The sequence below is a fragment of the Citrobacter sp. C348 genome, assembly GCF_047467975.1.
Classification (GTDB): Bacteria; Pseudomonadota; Gammaproteobacteria; order Enterobacterales; family Enterobacteriaceae; genus Citrobacter; species Citrobacter gillenii.
In genome coordinates this window covers 231,373-248,893 of the sequence record NZ_JASJUJ010000007.1, presented here as the reverse complement: position 1 = coordinate 248,893, position 17,521 = coordinate 231,373, and the positions used below count along the sequence as shown (strand labels likewise).

Sequence of the window (17,521 nt, the reverse complement as noted above, 5' to 3'; positions counted from 1 at the left end):
TTTCGGGCAGCGCACAGAAACCGGAGCGTACACGTAGTACGTGAGGATTTTGAGCACTGACCGGGGCCAAAATGGCAAAAAAGATAGTCCGACTTAGTGGCCCGGGAAAGGGACCAGGCTGTAGCAGGTCAGCCCTTGTTTTTCCAGGCGCTGTTCGCCACCCAGATCGAACAAATTGATGATGAACGCCGCATCGGTCACTTCACCACCCAGACGGCGGATCAGCTTCACGGTCGCTTCGATGGTTCCGCCGGTCGCCAGCAGATCGTCTACAACCAGAACTTTGTCGCCCGGTTTGATAGCATCAACATGGATTTCCAGCTGATCGGTGCCGTATTCCAGCTCATAGCTTTCAGCAATCACTTCGCGTGGCAGTTTATGGGGTTTACGCACCGGAACAAACCCAACGCCCAACCCCAGGGCGACTGGTGCGCCAAACAGGAAGCCGCGCGCTTCGGTGCCGACAACTTTCGTGATACCCGTATTTTTGTAACGCTCAACCAGCAGTTCAATGCTGAGTGCGTAAGCTTTCGGGTCTTCCAGCAAGCTGGTGACATCGCGGAAAAGAATGCCCGGTTTTGGGTAGTCGTTGATGCTTTTGATGCTATCTTTGAGAAACTCAAGCTGCTGTGCAGTTGCGGTCATAAGTTTGTGCCTGATTGATACGGTATTACTTCACGGCGCACTATATACTCCATCCTCGACGCGTCTTGAATGATTTTTTGTATATATAAAGAGCAAAGGTTACATCTGTTTAACCTTTGACCGCCTGCGCCTGTGCTCGAAAACGGTCAAATTTACTGGCTGCGGGAGACAATTGCAACAGCGATTATTATGCTTCAGTGCTTTTGTTGCTCTTCATCAACCACCGGGATCCGCCACATAAAAATCAACAAGCAGGCGAGAATAACCAACAGCAGTCCGCGTACCCACATCATCTCAACCAGCCACAGCGAAACGCCAAACGTCAGCAAAATAAACACAATGGCGCGCGGCTTTGCCCCTGACGGCATCGCACGGTGTTTCTGCCAGTGGCGCAGATAACCGCCGAACCATGAACGGTACAGCAGCCAATCGTGAAAACGCGGCGATGAGCGGGCAAAGCACCAGGCGGCCAGCAGCATAAACGGTGTTGTGGGCAACAGGGGCAAAACCACACCCAGTGTGCCTAATACTACCGCTATCCAGCCAATGATGATTAGAATAATGCGTCGCATAATATCAATACTTAACACAGAGAATCGCTACTTTAGCATAACGGTTCTCATTTTCATCGGAGTGTTATCGTGAAAACCGCCCTGCTGCTTCAGACGCTCGAAAGCCAGCTCAACAGCCTGCGGCAGCGTTGCGCCCCTCTTGCGCATCACGCAACGCTTAGCGCCCGTTTCGATCGCCAGCTTTTTCGCACCCGCAGCACACGGTTACAGGCCTGCCTGGATGAAGCCGATGCTAACCTGATTGCGTTACGCCATGCCGTTGAACACCAGCAACTCCCCCAGGTAGCCTGGCTGGCTGAACATTTAGCGTCTCAACTGGAAGCCATTTCCCGTGAGACCGCCACCTGGTCGCTCAGAGAATGGGACAGCGCGTCGCCAGCGCTTGCCCGCTGGCAGCGCAAACGCGTTCAACATCAGGAATATGAGCGCCGACTGGTCGAGATGACGCGCGAACGTAAGGCTCAACTGGCTCGGGCAACTAATTTTGAGGAGCAGCAGCGCCTGCTACGAGAAGTGGAAGCCTTCGAGGCGCGTCTGGCACGCTGTCGCCATGCGCTGGAAAGAATAGAAAACGTGCTCGCACGTATCACCCGTTAATCGTCGGAGAATGTATGTCACTTGAAAACGCCCCGGACGAGGTCAAACTGGCCGTCGATTTGATTGTCCTACTTGAAGAGAATCAGGTTGCGCCTGAAACCGTGCTGAAAGCACTAGAGATCGTTAAGCGGGATTATGAAACGAAACAGCTCGCCTCATCCGAAAAAGAACGGTAGCAGGATTGCCTGATGGCGCTGCGCCATCAGGCAATCACATTTCCTATTAGCCTACTGAAGGCGTCGGATCATCACCGTTGATGATATCCGCGCTTAACTTCAGTCACAGTATCCCCTTTGGCGTTGTGCAAGTGCACTTCGAGTTGGTTAAAGGCGATATCAATGTTGTTTTCACGGCACAAGCGGTCAACCGCGCGGTTAAGTTCATCAACCGTGTGGCTGCGGTCGCGCAGTTCACGGACATACAGACGCAGTTCGTGATCCAGCGTGCTGGCACCGAAGGCGGTGAAGAACACGGCTGGCTCAGGATCGTGCATCACTTTCGGGTGTTCCATTGCCGCCTGCAGCAACACTTTTTTCACTTTATCGAGATCTGAACCGTAAGCGACCCCAATGCGGATAACCAGACGCGTGGTGGTATCTGAAAGCGACCAGTTGATCAGTCGCTCGGTCACAAACGCTTTGTTCGGGATGATCACTTCTTTGCGATCAAAGTCGGTAATGGTGGTCGCACGAATACGAATCTTACTGACTGTCCCGGAATAAGTGCCAATCGTGACGGTATCGCCGATACGCACCGGGCGTTCGAACAGAATGATCAGACCCGAGACAAAGTTACCGAAGATTTCCTGTAAGCCAAAACCGAGACCGACCGACAGAGCAGCGGCCAGCCACTGTAATTTATCCCACGATACGCCGAGCGACCCGAAGACCGTCATCGCACCGATAGCAATGATCGCGTAGTTGAGGATTGTGGTGATCGCATACGATGCGCCCTGGCGCATTTTCAGGCGCGACAGCACCAACACTTCCAGCAGACCCGGTAAGTTGCGGATCAGCGCCCAGGCCACCATTGAGGCAATAATCGCAAACAGCAGGCTGCCCATAGTGACATCTTTCACCACCGCGGCACCGGCTTCTGTGCCGTTGTAATGCCAGAGCGTGATACTGTCGAGATAGCTGAACACGGTGATCAGATCGGACCATATAGCCCAGAACAGCACGCCAAACAGGGCCACCATCAGCAGCATGGTAATACGCAGCGTTTGCTGGTTGACCTGCTCCAGCGCAATGGTAGGTTCTTCCTGCGGCTCAGCGCCTTCGGCCCCTTCTTTCACCAGGTTCTCACGACGGGCAAGTGCACGACGCCAGGCAATTCGGCGCGCCGCAACGCTCAATCCGCGCAGCACCGTCTGGTACAGCAGGTTCCAGATGATCACCAGATATACGGTCTCAATCCAGCGGCCGGATAAACGGAGCGTGGTATAGAAATAACCGGTTGCCGTCAGCACCATTAAAGCTACCGGGATAATCGACAATACCGTTATCGTCACCAGGCGCAGACCGTGCGATTCCTTATCACGCCAGCTCTCACGACACATTGGCCATACCAGGAAGGCAATAAGTAGCAAGTTAAAGAAAATAACAATCTGCCCAAGCACATCATCCATCAGATTGAGAGGCGAAAGCTCAGCGACCACCGACCAGAAATTTAGCGGCAGCAGTGCCAGACTAATACGCACGATCTGGCGGCGCCAGTGGCTGGTCTGTTTCGCGGGCATGCCGAAGTGGCGGATCGCCACGCCGTCTTTTTCCAGCACCTTCCAGCACAGGCCAAACACCAGCCAGAAGACGGCCATTTTCTTGCTAAATGCCCATAGCAGATCGCTGACGTTCAGTTGCATAGTCAGCAGAATCAAGCCCACGGCAAGGATAATCAGGCATGCGGGCAAGGCGCGAATCAGATCGATCAGTATCGCTTTAGGTGTGTTGAGCTGGCTGTCATTGCGCAAGTTACCCACCGCGGCGGCGAGTTTCGCCTGGTACGCTTTCAGCCACTTCAGGCGCCAGCGGATAAGCCCGGCTACCAACAGCAGCGGCAAACCGGCCAGGAATGCGATAAACACCGCCGGCCAGGCTTTTTCCCAGTTCACGGTGATTTTCATCGATTTAAACTGGTCTTTGAGCGTTTGCGGGAAGGATTTCACCCAATCCCAGTCCATTGGGCGGTTGCTGTTAACCCAGAAAATTTGCTGAGTGAGGATGCTCTTGAGGTTCTTCGACACGCTCATTAACTGCTGCTGGTTGATCTGCAGGTTAATCGCCATCATCAGCTGATTTCCCAACTGCTTATTCAGCTGGTCCAGCAGTTCACGGCGCATATCCACAACCTGCAGCAGCGCATCATGAACTTCGCCGTTCACTTCATTGCTGTGCCCTTCTTCCAGTTTGGCAACGAAGGCATCATTCTGGAACAGCGCATCACGCTGCTGGTTAACTTCAAATTGCTCCAGACGCAGATCGGCAATGCGGTTAGTCATATCAGCAAGCTCGTCTGCCGACGGCAGCGTTTGCTGCTGCTGATACAGAATGCGCGATAGCAGCAGACTGCCCTTCAGCACAGCGATTTGTTCTTTAATATTGCGTTCCGATTGCAGCGCACGATCAAGCCAGTTTTTGACTTTAATGTTTTGCTGCATCAGTGAGTTGCCGTTTTCCGTGGCGGAAATCAGGCGCTGGCTAAGCTGATGGTTAATATCCAGTTCCTGTTTTACCAACGGATTGGTCTGGATACGATCCGCTTCATCTGGCGTCACTGCTTCCTGCGCGGTTTTTTCGGTTAACGTCAGACGTTTGCTGTTCACCGCTTCCTGCAGCAACTGGAGCTGATGTTCGAGCCTGTTGGTGTTGGACGTCACGTAATCCCGTTGTTTTTGCAGGGTATCCTGCAAAACCGTGTTGCCCTCCAGGCTTTTACGCTGCTGGTCGATTTGCGCATTCAGCAATGCCTGCTGCGCCTGAAGCAGCACCTGCTGGCTGGGGCGTAATGCCGCCTCGCCAACGCTGGTACCATCCAGGCGATTGCGGATTTGCTGCATTTGCTGCGAGGCGGTGTACATCGCATTTTGCACGCGCTCGGGCTGAGTCTGTAGCGAAACCAGTTGGCTGTTATAAGCGGCCAGATCGTTTTGCGCGCTTTGTAGGTCATCCAGCACCTGGGCGACGCGCGACTCGAGTTGTCGCAGAGAGAGCGCGCTCAGTGTTTTTCGCGTTTCATCGTCATTATCGACATCGCTGAGCGAATTTAACGCCGCCGTCGCCTCGCGCATTTTTTCCGGCGCCTGGGCCACTTTCTGGCGTAGTTGAACGGTCTCGTCCTTCACCCGCTCAATTTTATCGAGCGTGGCGAGGGTATCGATGAGATCCTGCTGAACCAATTTATCCTGCGCAGAAAGGTCTTTTTGTTTATTCAGCGTGTCTAGCTGGCTCTGAATATCCGCTTTCGTCGGCAGTTCGCCATTCTGTTGCGCTCGCGCAAATGCTGATGACTGGCAAGACAGCAATAGAATGAAGAAAATAATGGTAATAGCAATGAGATGCTGTGAACGTTTATAAAGCTGCAACATAGTCATGAGGATGAATGTTTCTAACCAGAAAAGTGACCGAAAATAGTCAAGCGGCTAGAATATCACGGCTGTGATGGACAAAATAGCGGGGGTGAAAATGTCCAGGAAAATTCCTGGAGTGAAACCCTCTGGTCAGCAGGTCTCAGGCACGCGAAGCGTAGGGCACAGCAGACACATTTCCAGCAGCACAGCGACATATTCACGCGCGTCTTTTTTCAGGTCAAAAGACTCTGGTGCAAATAACCAGTTTTCTAAAATGCCGGAAAGATAGCTGCGCAGTAACACCGCCACACGACGCGTGTTCAGGTTCTCCGGCAACATTTTTGCGTTCATACAGTTGCGAAGGGTTTGCTCGATGCGATCATAGTTTTCAAGACACAGGCTACGTTGTGCCAACTGAACAGAGGCTATTTCCCCGACAAACTCGCATTTGTGGAATATAATCTCCATCAGCAAACGCCGGCGTTCTTCTGTCACGGTAGCTTCAAGAACGTAAACTAAAATTTCTCTTAATACTGATAGTGGATCGTCAGGGAATTTTGCCTGATACTCAGACTCTAGTTCATCAATATTGGGTTTTGCCAGCTCCCAGATTTCACTGAATAAATCCGACTTGTTTTTGAAATGCCAATAGATTGCACCACGCGTGACGCCAGCGGCTTTTGCGATCTCTGCAAGCGAGGTGGAAGAGACCCCTTGTTGCGAGAACAAACGCAGAGCAACATCGAGAATGTGTTGACGCGTTTCCTGCGCTTGTTGTTTGGTTTTTCGTGCCATATGTTAGTGAATTTACAGGCGTTAGATTTACATACATTTGTGAATGTATGTACCATAGCACGACGATAATATAAACGCAGCAATGGGTTTATAGGCTTTAAGCCATTGATCAATTTGAAATCGGACACTCGAGGTTTACATATGAACAAAAACAGAGGGTTAACGCCTCTGGCAGTCGTTCTGATGCTCTCAGGCAGCTTAGCGCTAACAGGATGTGACGACAAACAGGCCCAACAAGGGGGCCAGCAGATGCCAGAGGTTGGAGTTGTGACGCTCAAAGCTGAACCTCTACAGATAACAACTGAACTCCCGGGTCGCACCAGTGCTTTCCGCATTGCAGAAGTTCGCCCTCAGGTTAGCGGCATCATCCTGAAGCGTAATTTCACAGAAGGCGGTGACATTGAAGCGGGTGTGTCTCTCTATCAGATTGATCCTGCTACTTACCAGGCCGCATATGAAAGTGCAAAAGGCGATCTGGCTAAAGCGCAGGCGGCAGCTAATATCGCTCAGTTGACGGTGAATCGTTATCAGAAACTGTTGGGTACCAAGTACATCAGTCAACAGGAATACGATACCGCCAAGGCCGATGCGCAACAGGCAAATGCTGCCGTTATTGCCGCGAAAGCCGCAGTAGAAACGGCGCGTATTAACCTGGCGTATACCAAAGTCACGTCGCCAATTAGCGGCCGTATTGGTAAGTCTGCCGTTACGGAAGGTGCCCTGGTGCAAAACGGTCAGGCGACCGCGCTGGCAACCGTACAGCAGTTGGATCCGATCTATGTCGACGTCACACAATCAAGCAACGATTTCCTGCGACTGAAACAAGAGCTGGCGAACGGCAAACTGAAGCAAGAGAACGGTAAAGCGAAAGTGGAACTGGTGACCAGCGACGGCATTAAATTCCCGCAATCCGGTACGCTGGAGTTTTCTGACGTGACGGTTGATCAGACCACCGGTTCTATCACGCTGCGCGCCATCTTCCCTAACCCGGATCACACCTTACTGCCGGGTATGTTCGTCCGTGCTCGTCTGGAAGAAGGGATCAACCCAACGGCAATACTGGTTCCACAGCAAGGCGTAACCCGTACACCGCGCGGTGAAGCCAGCGCGTTAGTTATCGGTGCAGATGACAAAGTGGAAACCCGCCAGATTGTGGCAGCACAAGCAATTGGCGATAAATGGTTGGTCACAGAAGGACTTAAGCCAGGCGACCGCGTGATTGTCACGGGGCTGCAAAAAGTACGTCCAGGCGCGCAGGTAAAAGCGCAGGAAGTCACCGCGGATAACAACCAGCAAGCCGCAAGCGGTAGCCAGCCTGAACAGTCCAAGTCTTAACTTAAACAGGAGCCGTTAAGACATGCCTAATTTCTTTATCGATCGCCCCATATTTGCGTGGGTGATCGCCATTATCATCATGTTGGCAGGGGGGCTCGCGATCCTCAAATTGCCGGTAGCGCAATATCCAACTATTGCACCGCCTGCAGTGACGATCTCCGCGACCTACCCTGGCGCTGATGCGAAAACAGTACAGGATACTGTTACGCAGGTTATCGAACAGAATATGAACGGTATCGATAACCTGATGTACATGTCCTCCAACAGTGACTCCACGGGTACCGTGCAGATCACCCTTACCTTCCAGTCAGGTACGGATGCGGATATCGCACAGGTGCAGGTACAGAACAAACTGCAGCTGGCGATGCCGTTACTGCCTCAGGAAGTTCAACAACAAGGGGTTAGCGTAGAGAAGTCTTCAAGTAGCTTCCTGATGGTTGTCGGTGTTATCAACACCAACGGCACCATGACCCAGGAAGATATTTCAGACTACGTGGGCGCTAACATGAAGGACGCCATCAGCCGTACTTCAGGTGTGGGTGACGTTCAGCTGTTCGGTTCCCAGTACGCAATGCGTATCTGGATGGATCCGAACAAACTGAACAACTTCCAGCTGACGCCGGTTGATGTGATCAACGCCATTAAAGCGCAGAACGCCCAGGTTGCAGCCGGTCAGTTAGGTGGTACGCCACCGGTGAAAGGCCAGCAGCTTAACGCGTCAATCATCGCGCAAACCCGTCTGACCTCTGCCGATGAATTCAGCAAAATTCTGCTGAAAGTGAATCAGGACGGTTCTCAGGTTCGTCTGCGTGACGTGGCGAAAGTGGAGTTGGGTGGCGAAAACTACGACATCATTGCGAAGTTTAACGGCAAACCGGCTTCCGGTCTGGGTATCAAACTGGCGACAGGTGCTAACGCCCTGGATACCGCTAGCGCCATCCGCGCTGAACTGGCGAAGATGGAGCCGTTCTTCCCATCAGGCCTGAAAATTGTTTACCCGTATGACACCACGCCGTTCGTGAAAATCTCAATTCACGAAGTGGTGAAAACGCTGGTGGAAGCAATCATCCTCGTGTTCCTGGTTATGTATCTGTTCCTGCAGAACTTCCGCGCGACGTTGATTCCGACCATTGCCGTACCGGTGGTCTTGCTGGGTACCTTTGCAGTGCTGGCCATTTTCGGCTTCTCGATAAACACCCTGACGATGTTCGGGATGGTGCTCGCCATCGGCCTGTTGGTGGATGACGCCATCGTGGTGGTCGAGAACGTTGAGCGCGTTATGGCGGAGGAAGGACTGCCGCCGAAAGAAGCGACGCGTAAATCAATGGGCCAGATTCAGGGCGCACTGGTGGGCATCGCGATGGTGCTGTCAGCGGTATTTATCCCGATGGCATTCTTTGGCGGATCTACCGGGGCAATCTACCGTCAGTTCTCCATCACCATTGTTTCTGCAATGGCGTTGTCAGTACTGGTGGCGTTGATTCTGACGCCGGCTCTTTGTGCCACCATGCTCAAACCGATCGCTAAGGGCGATCACGGAGAAGGCAAAAAAGGCTTCTTCGGCTGGTTTAACCGCATGTTCGATAAGAGCACCAACCACTATACCGACAGCGTTGGCGGCATTCTGCGCAGTACGGGTCGTTATCTGGCGCTGTATCTGATCATTGTCGTCGGCATGGCTTATCTGTTCGTTCGCCTGCCAAGCTCCTTCTTGCCGGATGAAGACCAGGGGGTATTCCTGTCCATGGCTCAGCTACCTGCAGGTGCTACGCAAGAGCGTACCCAGAAGGTGCTGGACGAAATGACGGATTACTATCTGACCAAAGAAAAAAATAACGTTGAATCGGTATTTGCCGTTAACGGCTTCGGTTTTGCGGGACGCGGTCAGAACACCGGTATTGCCTTCGTGTCGTTAAAAGACTGGAGCGAACGTCCGGGTGATGAGAACAAGGTCGAGGCAATAACCGCTCGCGCGATGGGGGCGTTCTCGAAGATTAAAGATGCGATGGTCTTCGCCTTTAACCTGCCCGCGATTGTCGAACTGGGTACCGCAACTGGTTTTGACTTCCAGTTGATTGACCAGGGTGGTTTGGGCCATGACAAACTAACACAGGCGCGTAACCAGCTGTTTGGTGAAGTGGCCAAGCATCCGGATCTGTTGGTCGGTGTTCGTCCTAATGGCCTGGAAGATACGCCGCAGTTCAAGATCGATATCGATCAGGAAAAAGCGCAGGCGCTGGGCGTTTCCATTAGTGATATTAATACAACGCTGGGTGCAGCATGGGGCGGAAGCTACGTGAACGACTTCATCGACCGCGGTCGCGTGAAGAAAGTTTACGTCATGTCTGAAGCGGAATACCGTATGTTGCCGGAAGATATTGGAAACTGGTACGTTCGCGGTAGCGATGGACAAATGGTACCGTTCTCCGCCTTCTCTACCTCACGTTGGGAATATGGTTCACCGCGACTGGAACGCTATAACGGTCTGCCTTCCATGGAAATCTTAGGCCAGGCTGCACCGGGTAAAAGTACCGGTGAAGCCATGGCAATGATGGAGCAACTGGCAAGCAAACTGCCGTCCGGTATCGGCTATGACTGGACCGGGATGTCCTATCAGGAACGACTGTCTGGCAACCAGGCTCCGGCCCTGTATGCCATTTCACTGATCGTCGTCTTCCTGTGTCTGGCAGCACTGTACGAGAGCTGGTCAATTCCGTTCTCCGTTATGCTGGTGGTTCCGCTGGGGGTTATCGGTGCGTTGCTGGCCGCGACGTTCCGCGGATTAACTAACGACGTTTACTTCCAGGTAGGCCTGCTCACAACCATTGGGTTGTCGGCGAAGAACGCGATATTGATCGTCGAATTCGCCAAAGACTTGATGGATAAAGAGGGTAAAGGGTTGATCGAGGCGACGCTGGATGCAGTTCGTATGCGTTTACGTCCGATCCTGATGACCTCGCTGGCCTTTATTCTTGGCGTTATGCCGTTGGTTATCAGCTCCGGCGCAGGGAGTGGCGCGCAGAACGCCGTTGGTACTGGCGTAATGGGCGGGATGGTTACAGCAACCGTACTGGCTATCTTCTTCGTTCCAGTGTTCTTTGTGGTGGTTCGCCGCCGCTTTAGCCGCAAGAATGAAGATGTTGAACACAGCCACCCGGTTGATCACCATTGATTCATCGCTAATGAAAAGGCCGCGCAAGCGGCCTTTTTTCTGGAAAAATCATAAAAATCACTTATTGTGATTACGTTTATTTTCTGCCGAGTGAATAAGCGATATAATCCCTGTAGGCTTAAAGGCTATTCTTAAGAATTCTTGAGGTTTCTTATTTTACCTGAATAATTATTAAGATTAATCCTAGCAGCTAATCTGCATTGTTAGAGGTTGCCTTTGATTGCTAAAGCTAACTCCGTTAACCTGATGATTGCCCGAACAATAAAGAAGTTGTTCCATTTCGAATACCTTCATTTTTAAGGTAAAATGTAAAAAGGGTGCCACATCATAATTTTACGCAATTGTAATTTTTCATGATATGACGATGAAATCTTTTTTAGAGTAGATTATAGTTAAATCATCAGGCGTCACGGGCAAGTTTCAGGTAGTTTGTTGTATCCACCCCGAAGGTGTTCGGTTAGTTTAAACCACTAAGAAGGGGATGCGCTATGGACGAGTACTCACCCAAACGGCATGATATCGCGCAGCTTAAATTTCTCTGCGAAACCTTGTATCATGACTGTCTTGCAAACCTTGAACAAAGCAACCATGGCTGGGTTAATGACCCGACTTCAGCAACCAGCCTGCAGCTCAACGAACTGATAGAGCATATTGCAACCTTCGCACTTAATTATAAAATTAAGTACAATGAGGACAATAAGCTGATTGCGCAGATTGATGAATACCTGGATGACACTTTTATGTTGTTCAGCAATTATGGTATTAATACGCAGGATTTGCAGAAATGGCGAAAGTCCGGAAATCGACTGTTTCGCTGTTTTGTCAATGCCACCAGGGCTAATCCTGTTAGTTTGTCTTGTTAAAAAATATTACAATCATAGGTAAGAGTTATGTCTGATAAACCATTAACTAAAACAGATTATTTGATGCGTCTTCGACGCTGCCAGACAATTGACACGCTCGAGCGCGTTATTGAGAAAAATAAATATGAATTGTCCGACAATGAACTGGCTGTATTTTACTCAGCAGCAGATCATCGCCTTGCTGAATTGACGATGAATAAGCTGTACGACAAGATTCCAACTTCCGTTTGGAAATTTATTCGCTAATTGTTCACGAGGTTAAGTCAGGTATCGCGTTAGATTTGTTTGTCTGGCTGACCACCTCCTCATATTTACAATAGTTATTTAATTCAAATCAGGTGACTTCGATCACAATAAGGTAATGGGAACGCTCCCCTGTGCGCATTGCATTTTATTGTTTTGCCATAATGAACGTTCGGCAAACAGAAGATGCAGACTGTCCTGCATAACCTGTTGGGTCAAAAACACCGTTGTAGGCGGCAATCCTGCGCGCCTCATCAAAACGCTATACGTTCAAATGTAACTGTTATGCTAAATTGTGGTTAATCTGTTACTTTTTTCAGGCACTATCCCCTCTTAAAATGGGTCGATCCCACCTGAATATTGAAGACATCACGAAGGCAAGAGATGACAGAAATACAGCGCCTGCTCACCGAAACAATTGACGACTTAAATGTGCGCGAAAAGCGCGATAACAGACCGCGCTTTAGCATCAGCTTCATTCGCAAGTATCCGGGACTGTTTATTGGCATGTATGTCGCCTGGTTCGCCACGCTGGCGGTTATGCTGCAATCAGAAACGCTGGTCGATTCAGTGTGGCTGCTGGTGGTATTGTTTGTCATCCTCAATGGTTTTTTCTTTTTTGACGTCGCGCCGCGTTACCGTTTCGAAGACATCGACGTGCTGGACTTCAGAGTCTGCTATAACGGCGAATGGTATAACACCCGTTTTGTTCCGCCAGCGCTTATCGAGACCATTCTGCATTCACCGCGGGTGGATGGCGAACGTAAAGCCCAATTGCAAAAAATGATGGCGCGGAAAGGCGAACTCTCTTTCTACGACGTCTTCACGCTAACTCGCGCAGAAGCTGCCGGTCAGTAGCTTGCCTACCAGCCAATAAAAAAGTGCGTACCCGCTGGCACGCACTGGTTTCCCTGAAATATTGGCAAAATGTCTAACGTCTTTTCTTCCTGCCCTGCACCGCTTTAAATCGCGGATTCGTTTTGCAGATAACATACAAACGCCCTTTGCGTTTGACTATCTGACAGTCAGGGTGGCGCTGTTTGGCACTTCGAAGTGAATTAAGAACCTGCATATTAACCTCGCTTAGTGCCAATAAAATGGCCAAAACGTTTCTGGAAGCGCGCCGCACTGCCTTCGTTGTCGAACGTCTTCTGCTTCCCGGTGTAGTACGGGTGTGATTTAGACGAAATATCAAGGGTCACGTAGGGATACGTTTGCCCCTCAAATTCAATCTCACGTTCCGTTTTGATGGTCGAACCGACCTTAAAGTACTCATTGGCACTGGTGTCGTGGAATACCACAGTACGATAAAAAGGATGGATATCCGGTTTCATAGCAACCTCTAATTGTTACATTATAACATAACAATAAAGTACACTACTCTCGTCCCTGGCTCAACCTCATTTACACAGTGGGTAATTAATCTGGAAATACCCCTCTTAAATCTATTAGGTCATTCGAATAGATTTTTCACTTTCGGATATACTTTCCCTACGCTGTGTAAATAAGGATATCACTGTGACAACACGACATTTGATCGGCCTGGTGACCGGAATACTGATTCTGTCCATCCTTGCGCCAGTGGGTTTGAGTCTGTGGCTGGCGTATCGTCAGGTTGAAACTAAATTTATGGACGAGCTTGATTCTTACACCAGCCGGGTTGCTTTGCGCACAGAAAGGGTCGGCGAGCAGGCGAAAAAAGCATTACGCCAGATTGAGACCTTCAAGGGAGAACCTTGCGGAACGGAACATTTACTGGAAATGCGTCGTTTGTCATACAGCTATCGTTACATTCAGGAAGTGGTGTACCTTAAGGACAACGTCCCGCAATGCTCTTCCCTCGAGAATAAAAGCCGTGCTGTCGCCTTCCCTGCGGCGATGAAAGTCACCGAGGATGGCTACCGTGCCTGGTTAACCACGGATAACGACTTAGGTATCCAGCGTTTTATGGCTGCATTAGGCAGCGAAAACTATGTGGTGATGGTCGATCCCGCCACGTTCATTGACGTTGTTCCGTTTGGTTCGTGGCCGATTGATGTCGCCATTATTGGCGCCGATAAAAGCAGGATTGTCACCAGTAGCGGAACGCTACCCGAAGATATTTTGCAAAATTTTCAACAAGATAATGCCACTACGCATTTGCAAAAAGAGGGCGTTATTTACAACGCTCGTCCCTTCCCTGCATTAGGTATTACCGTCGTCAGTTGGGCATCTACGCTGCCGCTAAAAAAAATATGGCACCGACAGGCGCTTATCTGGCTCCCGGCGGGAATTCTTATCGGTCTGCTGACCGCCGCCTTTGTTCTGCGTATTTTACGTCGTTTGCAGTCTCCCCATCATCAGTTGCAGGAGGCTATCCAGCGCCGTGAAATTAAGGTGTACTATCAGCCGATCATTTCTCTTCGTACCGGGAAAGTGGTAGGTGCCGAAGCGCTGGCCCGTTGGCCGCAGCCCGATGGCAGTTTTCTCTCACCAGAGATTTTCGTCGCGCTGGCACAGCAGACCGGCCTGACAACCCCTCTCACTCGCCTGATTATCGAAAGCGTGTTTGACGATCTGGGCAAATGGCTTCATCACCATCCGGAGCAGCATATCTCCATCAATCTTGAAGCCGATAATCTGACATCAGAAACGCTGCCAGGTCTGCTCAGCCGGAAGGTGAATCACTATCAGATAAACCCGTCGCAAATTGCACTCGAACTCACAGAACGCGCCTTTGCCGATCCGAAAACCAGCGCTCCGTTCATCGCCAAGTACCGCCAGGCCGGCCATTCGATTTACATTGATGATTTTGGCACCGGTTATTCCAGTCTCAGTTACTTGCAGGATCTGGATGTCGATATTCTGAAGATCGACAAATCGTTCGTGGATGCGTTGGGATACAACAACGTGACGCCGCATATTATCGAGATCGCAAAAACGCTGAAGCTGGAAATGGTGGCAGAAGGTATCGAGACGAAAAATCAGGAAGAGTGGCTACGACAGCATGGTGTGCAGTACGGCCAGGGCTGGCTATACAGTAAGGCATTGCCAAAGGCAGAGTTTATCCTGTGGGCGGAGACACGACTGTAGCCGACATGCGAAAAGATTGAGATGGCTGGCGGCACGCCGCACAGCCAGTCACGTCAGTCATCCATAATGGGCGAGAATCCACCGTAGATCATGCGTTTGCCATCAAAGGGCATCGATTCGCCAAATTCCTTCATTCGGGGATCGGACATCATCTTCTGATTCGCCGCGTCACGGACTTCTTTTGAAGGATACTCAATCCAGCTGAATACCACTTCTTCATGATCCTGCGCTTTTACCGCCATGCGAAAATCGGTCAATTTGCCGTCAGGGACATCGTCTGCCCAGCATTCCACCACGCGCAATGCACCGAACTCCTTGAAAAGCGGAGCCGCTTTTGCCGCCATCGCGATATACGCCTCCTTGTTTTCAGCGGGTACGGCAACCACAAAACCATCAACATACTTCATGAGAAAAGCCTCCGAAGTTTACTGCGCGGCAAGCCAATTCTGGCCGCGTCAGTCGAGATTAAGTTTAGTCGTCAGCCCGCGATCATGCCGTAGGTTCATTCCGAACCCGAATGCGTGACTGCGGCTGATACCGAAACCACGGCAGGCAAAGCTGAATGAGCGGACCAATCGCCAGTGCATACAGCACCGTACCAACGCCCAGGGTTCCCCCGAGTAGCCAACCGATAAGCAACACCGACACTTCGATGGCCGTTCGAATTCGCCTCACCGGCCAACCGGTACGCGCGTGAATGCCGGTCATCAGACCATCTCGTGGGCCAGCACCGAACCCCGCACCGATATACAGACTGGTCGCTAAGGCGTTCAGTATCACCGCAGATACCAACAAACCGCTGCGGGCAAACAGGGATTCAAATCCCGGGATTACCATCAGCGCCACATCAGCCGCCAGCCCAATCATAATGACATTACTCAATGTGCCAAACCCCGGACGCTGGCGTAGTGGGATCCATGCCAACAGGACCAATACGCCCACGGCAATAATCACCAAGCCGATGTTCATCGACAACAGATTTGCCACACCCAGATGAAAAACGTTCCAGGGATCAGCGCCTAAATCCGCACGCACAAACATCGCCGTCGACACGCCGTAAAGCATCAGCCCGATAAACAATTGCAGTAAACGACGCAGCATGCTTTTCTCCTCTCCCTGCGCAGACAGTCTTCATCTTCAACGCAATTGGCACTATGATTAATGACCAGTTTCCAAAAAGTGGACTGCAATGTCATCTCGCCGTTATGGAAGTCAGTCTCTCCAGCGCCTGCTCGGGCACTGGCAGGAGAGTCCCTCACGTACCCCAATCTGGCGACAGCTGGCCGAAGCCTTGCGTCTGCTGATACTGGATGGCCGGCTGGCGCTGGATAGCCGGCTTCCCGGCGAGCGCGAACTTGCTACGGTGCTGGAAGTCAGCCGAACAACTATCGCCAGCGCAATGGCACAGCTGCGGGAAGAAGGATATCTGGAAAGCCGCCAGGGTAGCGGCTCACGGGTGATCCTGCCGGAACATATTCGCCATGTACCGACTCGCACCGTCACCGGTACCGCACTCGATCTGTCCACCGCCGCGCTCAGCGCAGGTCCCGAAATTCATCAGGCTTACCAGCAGGCGCTGTTTGCCATACCGCAGCATCTATTAAGTTCCGGGTATCTGCCCCAGGGGCTACCGTCTTTGCGCGAATCCATTGCCCGGCATTACTGCGAACGCGGATTACCCACGCAGCCGGATGAGGTTATGGTGGTCAATGGTGCAGTCAGCGGGCTGGCGCTGATCCTGCGGTTGCTTACCGGCCCAGGCGATCGCGTGGTGGTCGATCATCCTACTTACCCGCTCGCTATTGCGGCGATTCAGGGGGCCTCCTGCCGACCCGTGGGGGTGTCGCTGCCTGAACAGGGATGGGATACTGCGGGTCTTGTCGCCACCATCGCACAAACCGCCCCACGCATGGCCTACCTGATGCCGGATTTTCACAATCCTACCGGACGTTGCATGGACGCCGCCACACGCCAGGTGGTGGCCGATATCGCCGCCAAAACGCACACCACGCTGGTGGTGGACGAAACCATGGTCAATCTGTGGTATGACGCCCCGCCACCACCGCCGCTTGCCGCCTTCAATCGCGATGCACCCATCATTATGTTGGGGTCTGCCGGTAAAAGTTTCTGGGGAGGATTACGTCTTGGCTGGGTGCGGGCGTCATCACGGACTATTGCCGCACTGGTGCAAACCCGCGACACGTTCGATTTAGGCTCTCCGGTGCTGGAACAGCTCGCTACCGGCTGGCTGCTGGATAACGCCGCGCAGTTTCTCCCGGACAGAAGACAACTGCTCACCGCCAGACGCGACCAGTGCCATACTCTGATGCGATCGCATTTCCCGGAATGGCAATTTACCCAACCGCAGGGCGGGTTATCTTTCTGGGTAGAATTGCCCGATACGCTGGCGACGCTGTTTGCCACTCGCGCCGACAGCGCCGGTATTCAGTTAGGTACCGGAACGCGCTTTGGGTTAGCGGGTGCATTCGATCGTTTCTTACGCATGCCCTTCGCGCTGCCGGATGACACGATGCGCGCCGCCTTCAACACATTGCAGCCGATCTGGGACACTCTGCGTTCACAGGCAAGTCATGGGAAAATACGTAAAATAATCTAAGTGACGAGGAAAGGTGAAAGAGATTGCCGAACGGCAGAATTGGGT

17 protein-coding genes are annotated in these 17,521 nt (G+C 51.7%); 9 read left to right on the top strand and 8 right to left on the bottom strand.

All coding sequences use genetic code 11. The annotated features are described in order from the left end of the window. Positions 1-93: 93 nt before the first annotated feature. Together apt and QNN86_RS15130 are read right to left on the bottom strand one after the other, a co-directional pair. Positions 94-645: an adenine phosphoribosyltransferase gene (gene apt / locus QNN86_RS15135; RefSeq protein WP_096758032.1), complete on the bottom strand. Its 552-nt coding sequence runs from the start codon at positions 643-645 to the stop codon at positions 94-96. Between the two features lie 194 nt (positions 646-839). Beyond that, the gene (locus QNN86_RS15130; RefSeq protein ID WP_135912453.1) at positions 840-1,217 is read right to left on the bottom strand and encodes a DUF454 family protein; all 378 of its coding nucleotides are present in this window, start codon (positions 1,215-1,217) and stop codon (positions 840-842) included. A 69-nt stretch (positions 1,218-1,286) separates the two neighbouring features. Here QNN86_RS15130 and priC point away from each other — a divergent pair, with 69 nt between their 5' ends. Together priC and rsmS are read left to right on the top strand one after the other, a co-directional pair. Then, entirely contained in the window at positions 1,287-1,814 is a 528-nt protein-coding gene (gene priC, locus QNN86_RS15125) for a primosomal replication protein N'' (RefSeq protein ID WP_414211512.1), read from the top strand. A 14-nt stretch (positions 1,815-1,828) separates the two neighbouring features. Next, on the top strand, positions 1,829-1,990 hold the full coding sequence (gene rsmS / locus QNN86_RS15120) for a pleiotropic regulatory protein RsmS (RefSeq protein WP_181490496.1): 162 nt from the start codon (positions 1,829-1,831) through the stop codon (positions 1,988-1,990). A gap of 71 nt (positions 1,991-2,061) precedes the next feature. Here the strand turns inward: rsmS and mscK are convergent, their stop codons facing one another. Continuing rightward, entirely contained in the window at positions 2,062-5,403 is a 3,342-nt protein-coding gene (gene mscK / locus QNN86_RS15115) for a mechanosensitive channel MscK (RefSeq protein WP_414211508.1), read from the bottom strand. Positions 5,404-5,529: 126 nt separating this feature from the next. Further along, positions 5,530-6,174: a multidrug efflux transporter transcriptional repressor AcrR gene (gene acrR / locus QNN86_RS15110; RefSeq protein WP_096758037.1), complete on the bottom strand. Its 645-nt coding sequence runs from the start codon at positions 6,172-6,174 to the stop codon at positions 5,530-5,532. A 141-nt stretch (positions 6,175-6,315) separates the two neighbouring features. On the opposite strand from acrR, the gene acrA reads away from it, so the two are divergent. The 5 genes from acrA to QNN86_RS15085 all read left to right on the top strand — a co-directional run bounded on the left by acrA (position 6,316) and on the right by QNN86_RS15085 (position 12,645). Then, positions 6,316-7,509, top strand: a complete 1,194-nt coding sequence (gene acrA / locus QNN86_RS15105) for a multidrug efflux RND transporter periplasmic adaptor subunit AcrA (protein ID WP_096758038.1) — start codon at positions 6,316-6,318, stop codon at positions 7,507-7,509. A gap of 22 nt (positions 7,510-7,531) precedes the next feature. Beyond that, the gene (acrB, locus tag QNN86_RS15100) at positions 7,532-10,681 is read left to right on the top strand and encodes an efflux RND transporter permease AcrB (protein WP_096758039.1); all 3,150 of its coding nucleotides are present in this window, start codon (positions 7,532-7,534) and stop codon (positions 10,679-10,681) included. A 488-nt stretch (positions 10,682-11,169) separates the two neighbouring features. After that, positions 11,170-11,544, top strand: coding sequence for an Hha toxicity modulator TomB (gene tomB / locus QNN86_RS15095; protein ID WP_115259201.1), 375 nt, complete (start codon positions 11,170-11,172; stop codon positions 11,542-11,544). Positions 11,545-11,571: 27 nt separating this feature from the next. Next, positions 11,572-11,790 (top strand): HHA domain-containing protein, encoded by a 219-nt coding sequence (locus QNN86_RS15090; RefSeq protein WP_002892050.1) that lies wholly within the window; start codon positions 11,572-11,574, stop codon positions 11,788-11,790. A gap of 381 nt (positions 11,791-12,171) precedes the next feature. Beyond that, the gene (locus QNN86_RS15085; RefSeq protein ID WP_096758041.1) at positions 12,172-12,645 is read left to right on the top strand and encodes a YlaC family protein; all 474 of its coding nucleotides are present in this window, start codon (positions 12,172-12,174) and stop codon (positions 12,643-12,645) included. A 73-nt stretch (positions 12,646-12,718) separates the two neighbouring features. Here the strand turns inward: QNN86_RS15085 and ykgO are convergent, their stop codons facing one another. After that, positions 12,719-12,859 (bottom strand): type B 50S ribosomal protein L36, encoded by a 141-nt coding sequence (gene ykgO, locus QNN86_RS15080; protein WP_005125190.1) that lies wholly within the window; start codon positions 12,857-12,859, stop codon positions 12,719-12,721. 1 nt (position 12,860) lies between these two features. Continuing rightward, entirely contained in the window at positions 12,861-13,121 is a 261-nt protein-coding gene (locus tag QNN86_RS15075; RefSeq protein WP_115259215.1) for a type B 50S ribosomal protein L31, read from the bottom strand. Between the two features lie 184 nt (positions 13,122-13,305). On the opposite strand from QNN86_RS15075, the gene QNN86_RS15070 reads away from it, so the two are divergent. Continuing rightward, positions 13,306-14,859, top strand: coding sequence for an EAL domain-containing protein (locus QNN86_RS15070; RefSeq protein ID WP_115259216.1), 1,554 nt, complete (start codon positions 13,306-13,308; stop codon positions 14,857-14,859). Positions 14,860-14,912: 53 nt separating this feature from the next. Here the strand turns inward: QNN86_RS15070 and QNN86_RS15065 are convergent, their stop codons facing one another. Together QNN86_RS15065 and QNN86_RS15060 are read right to left on the bottom strand one after the other, a co-directional pair. Next, entirely contained in the window at positions 14,913-15,266 is a 354-nt protein-coding gene (locus tag QNN86_RS15065; protein ID WP_115259217.1) for a DUF1428 domain-containing protein, read from the bottom strand. A gap of 82 nt (positions 15,267-15,348) precedes the next feature. Further along, positions 15,349-15,960, bottom strand: coding sequence for a YczE/YyaS/YitT family protein (locus QNN86_RS15060; protein WP_153879388.1), 612 nt, complete (start codon positions 15,958-15,960; stop codon positions 15,349-15,351). Positions 15,961-16,048: 88 nt separating this feature from the next. On the opposite strand from QNN86_RS15060, the gene QNN86_RS15055 reads away from it, so the two are divergent. Beyond that, positions 16,049-17,476 (top strand): PLP-dependent aminotransferase family protein, encoded by a 1,428-nt coding sequence (locus QNN86_RS15055; RefSeq protein WP_096758046.1) that lies wholly within the window; start codon positions 16,049-16,051, stop codon positions 17,474-17,476. Positions 17,477-17,521: the final 45 nt, after the last annotated feature.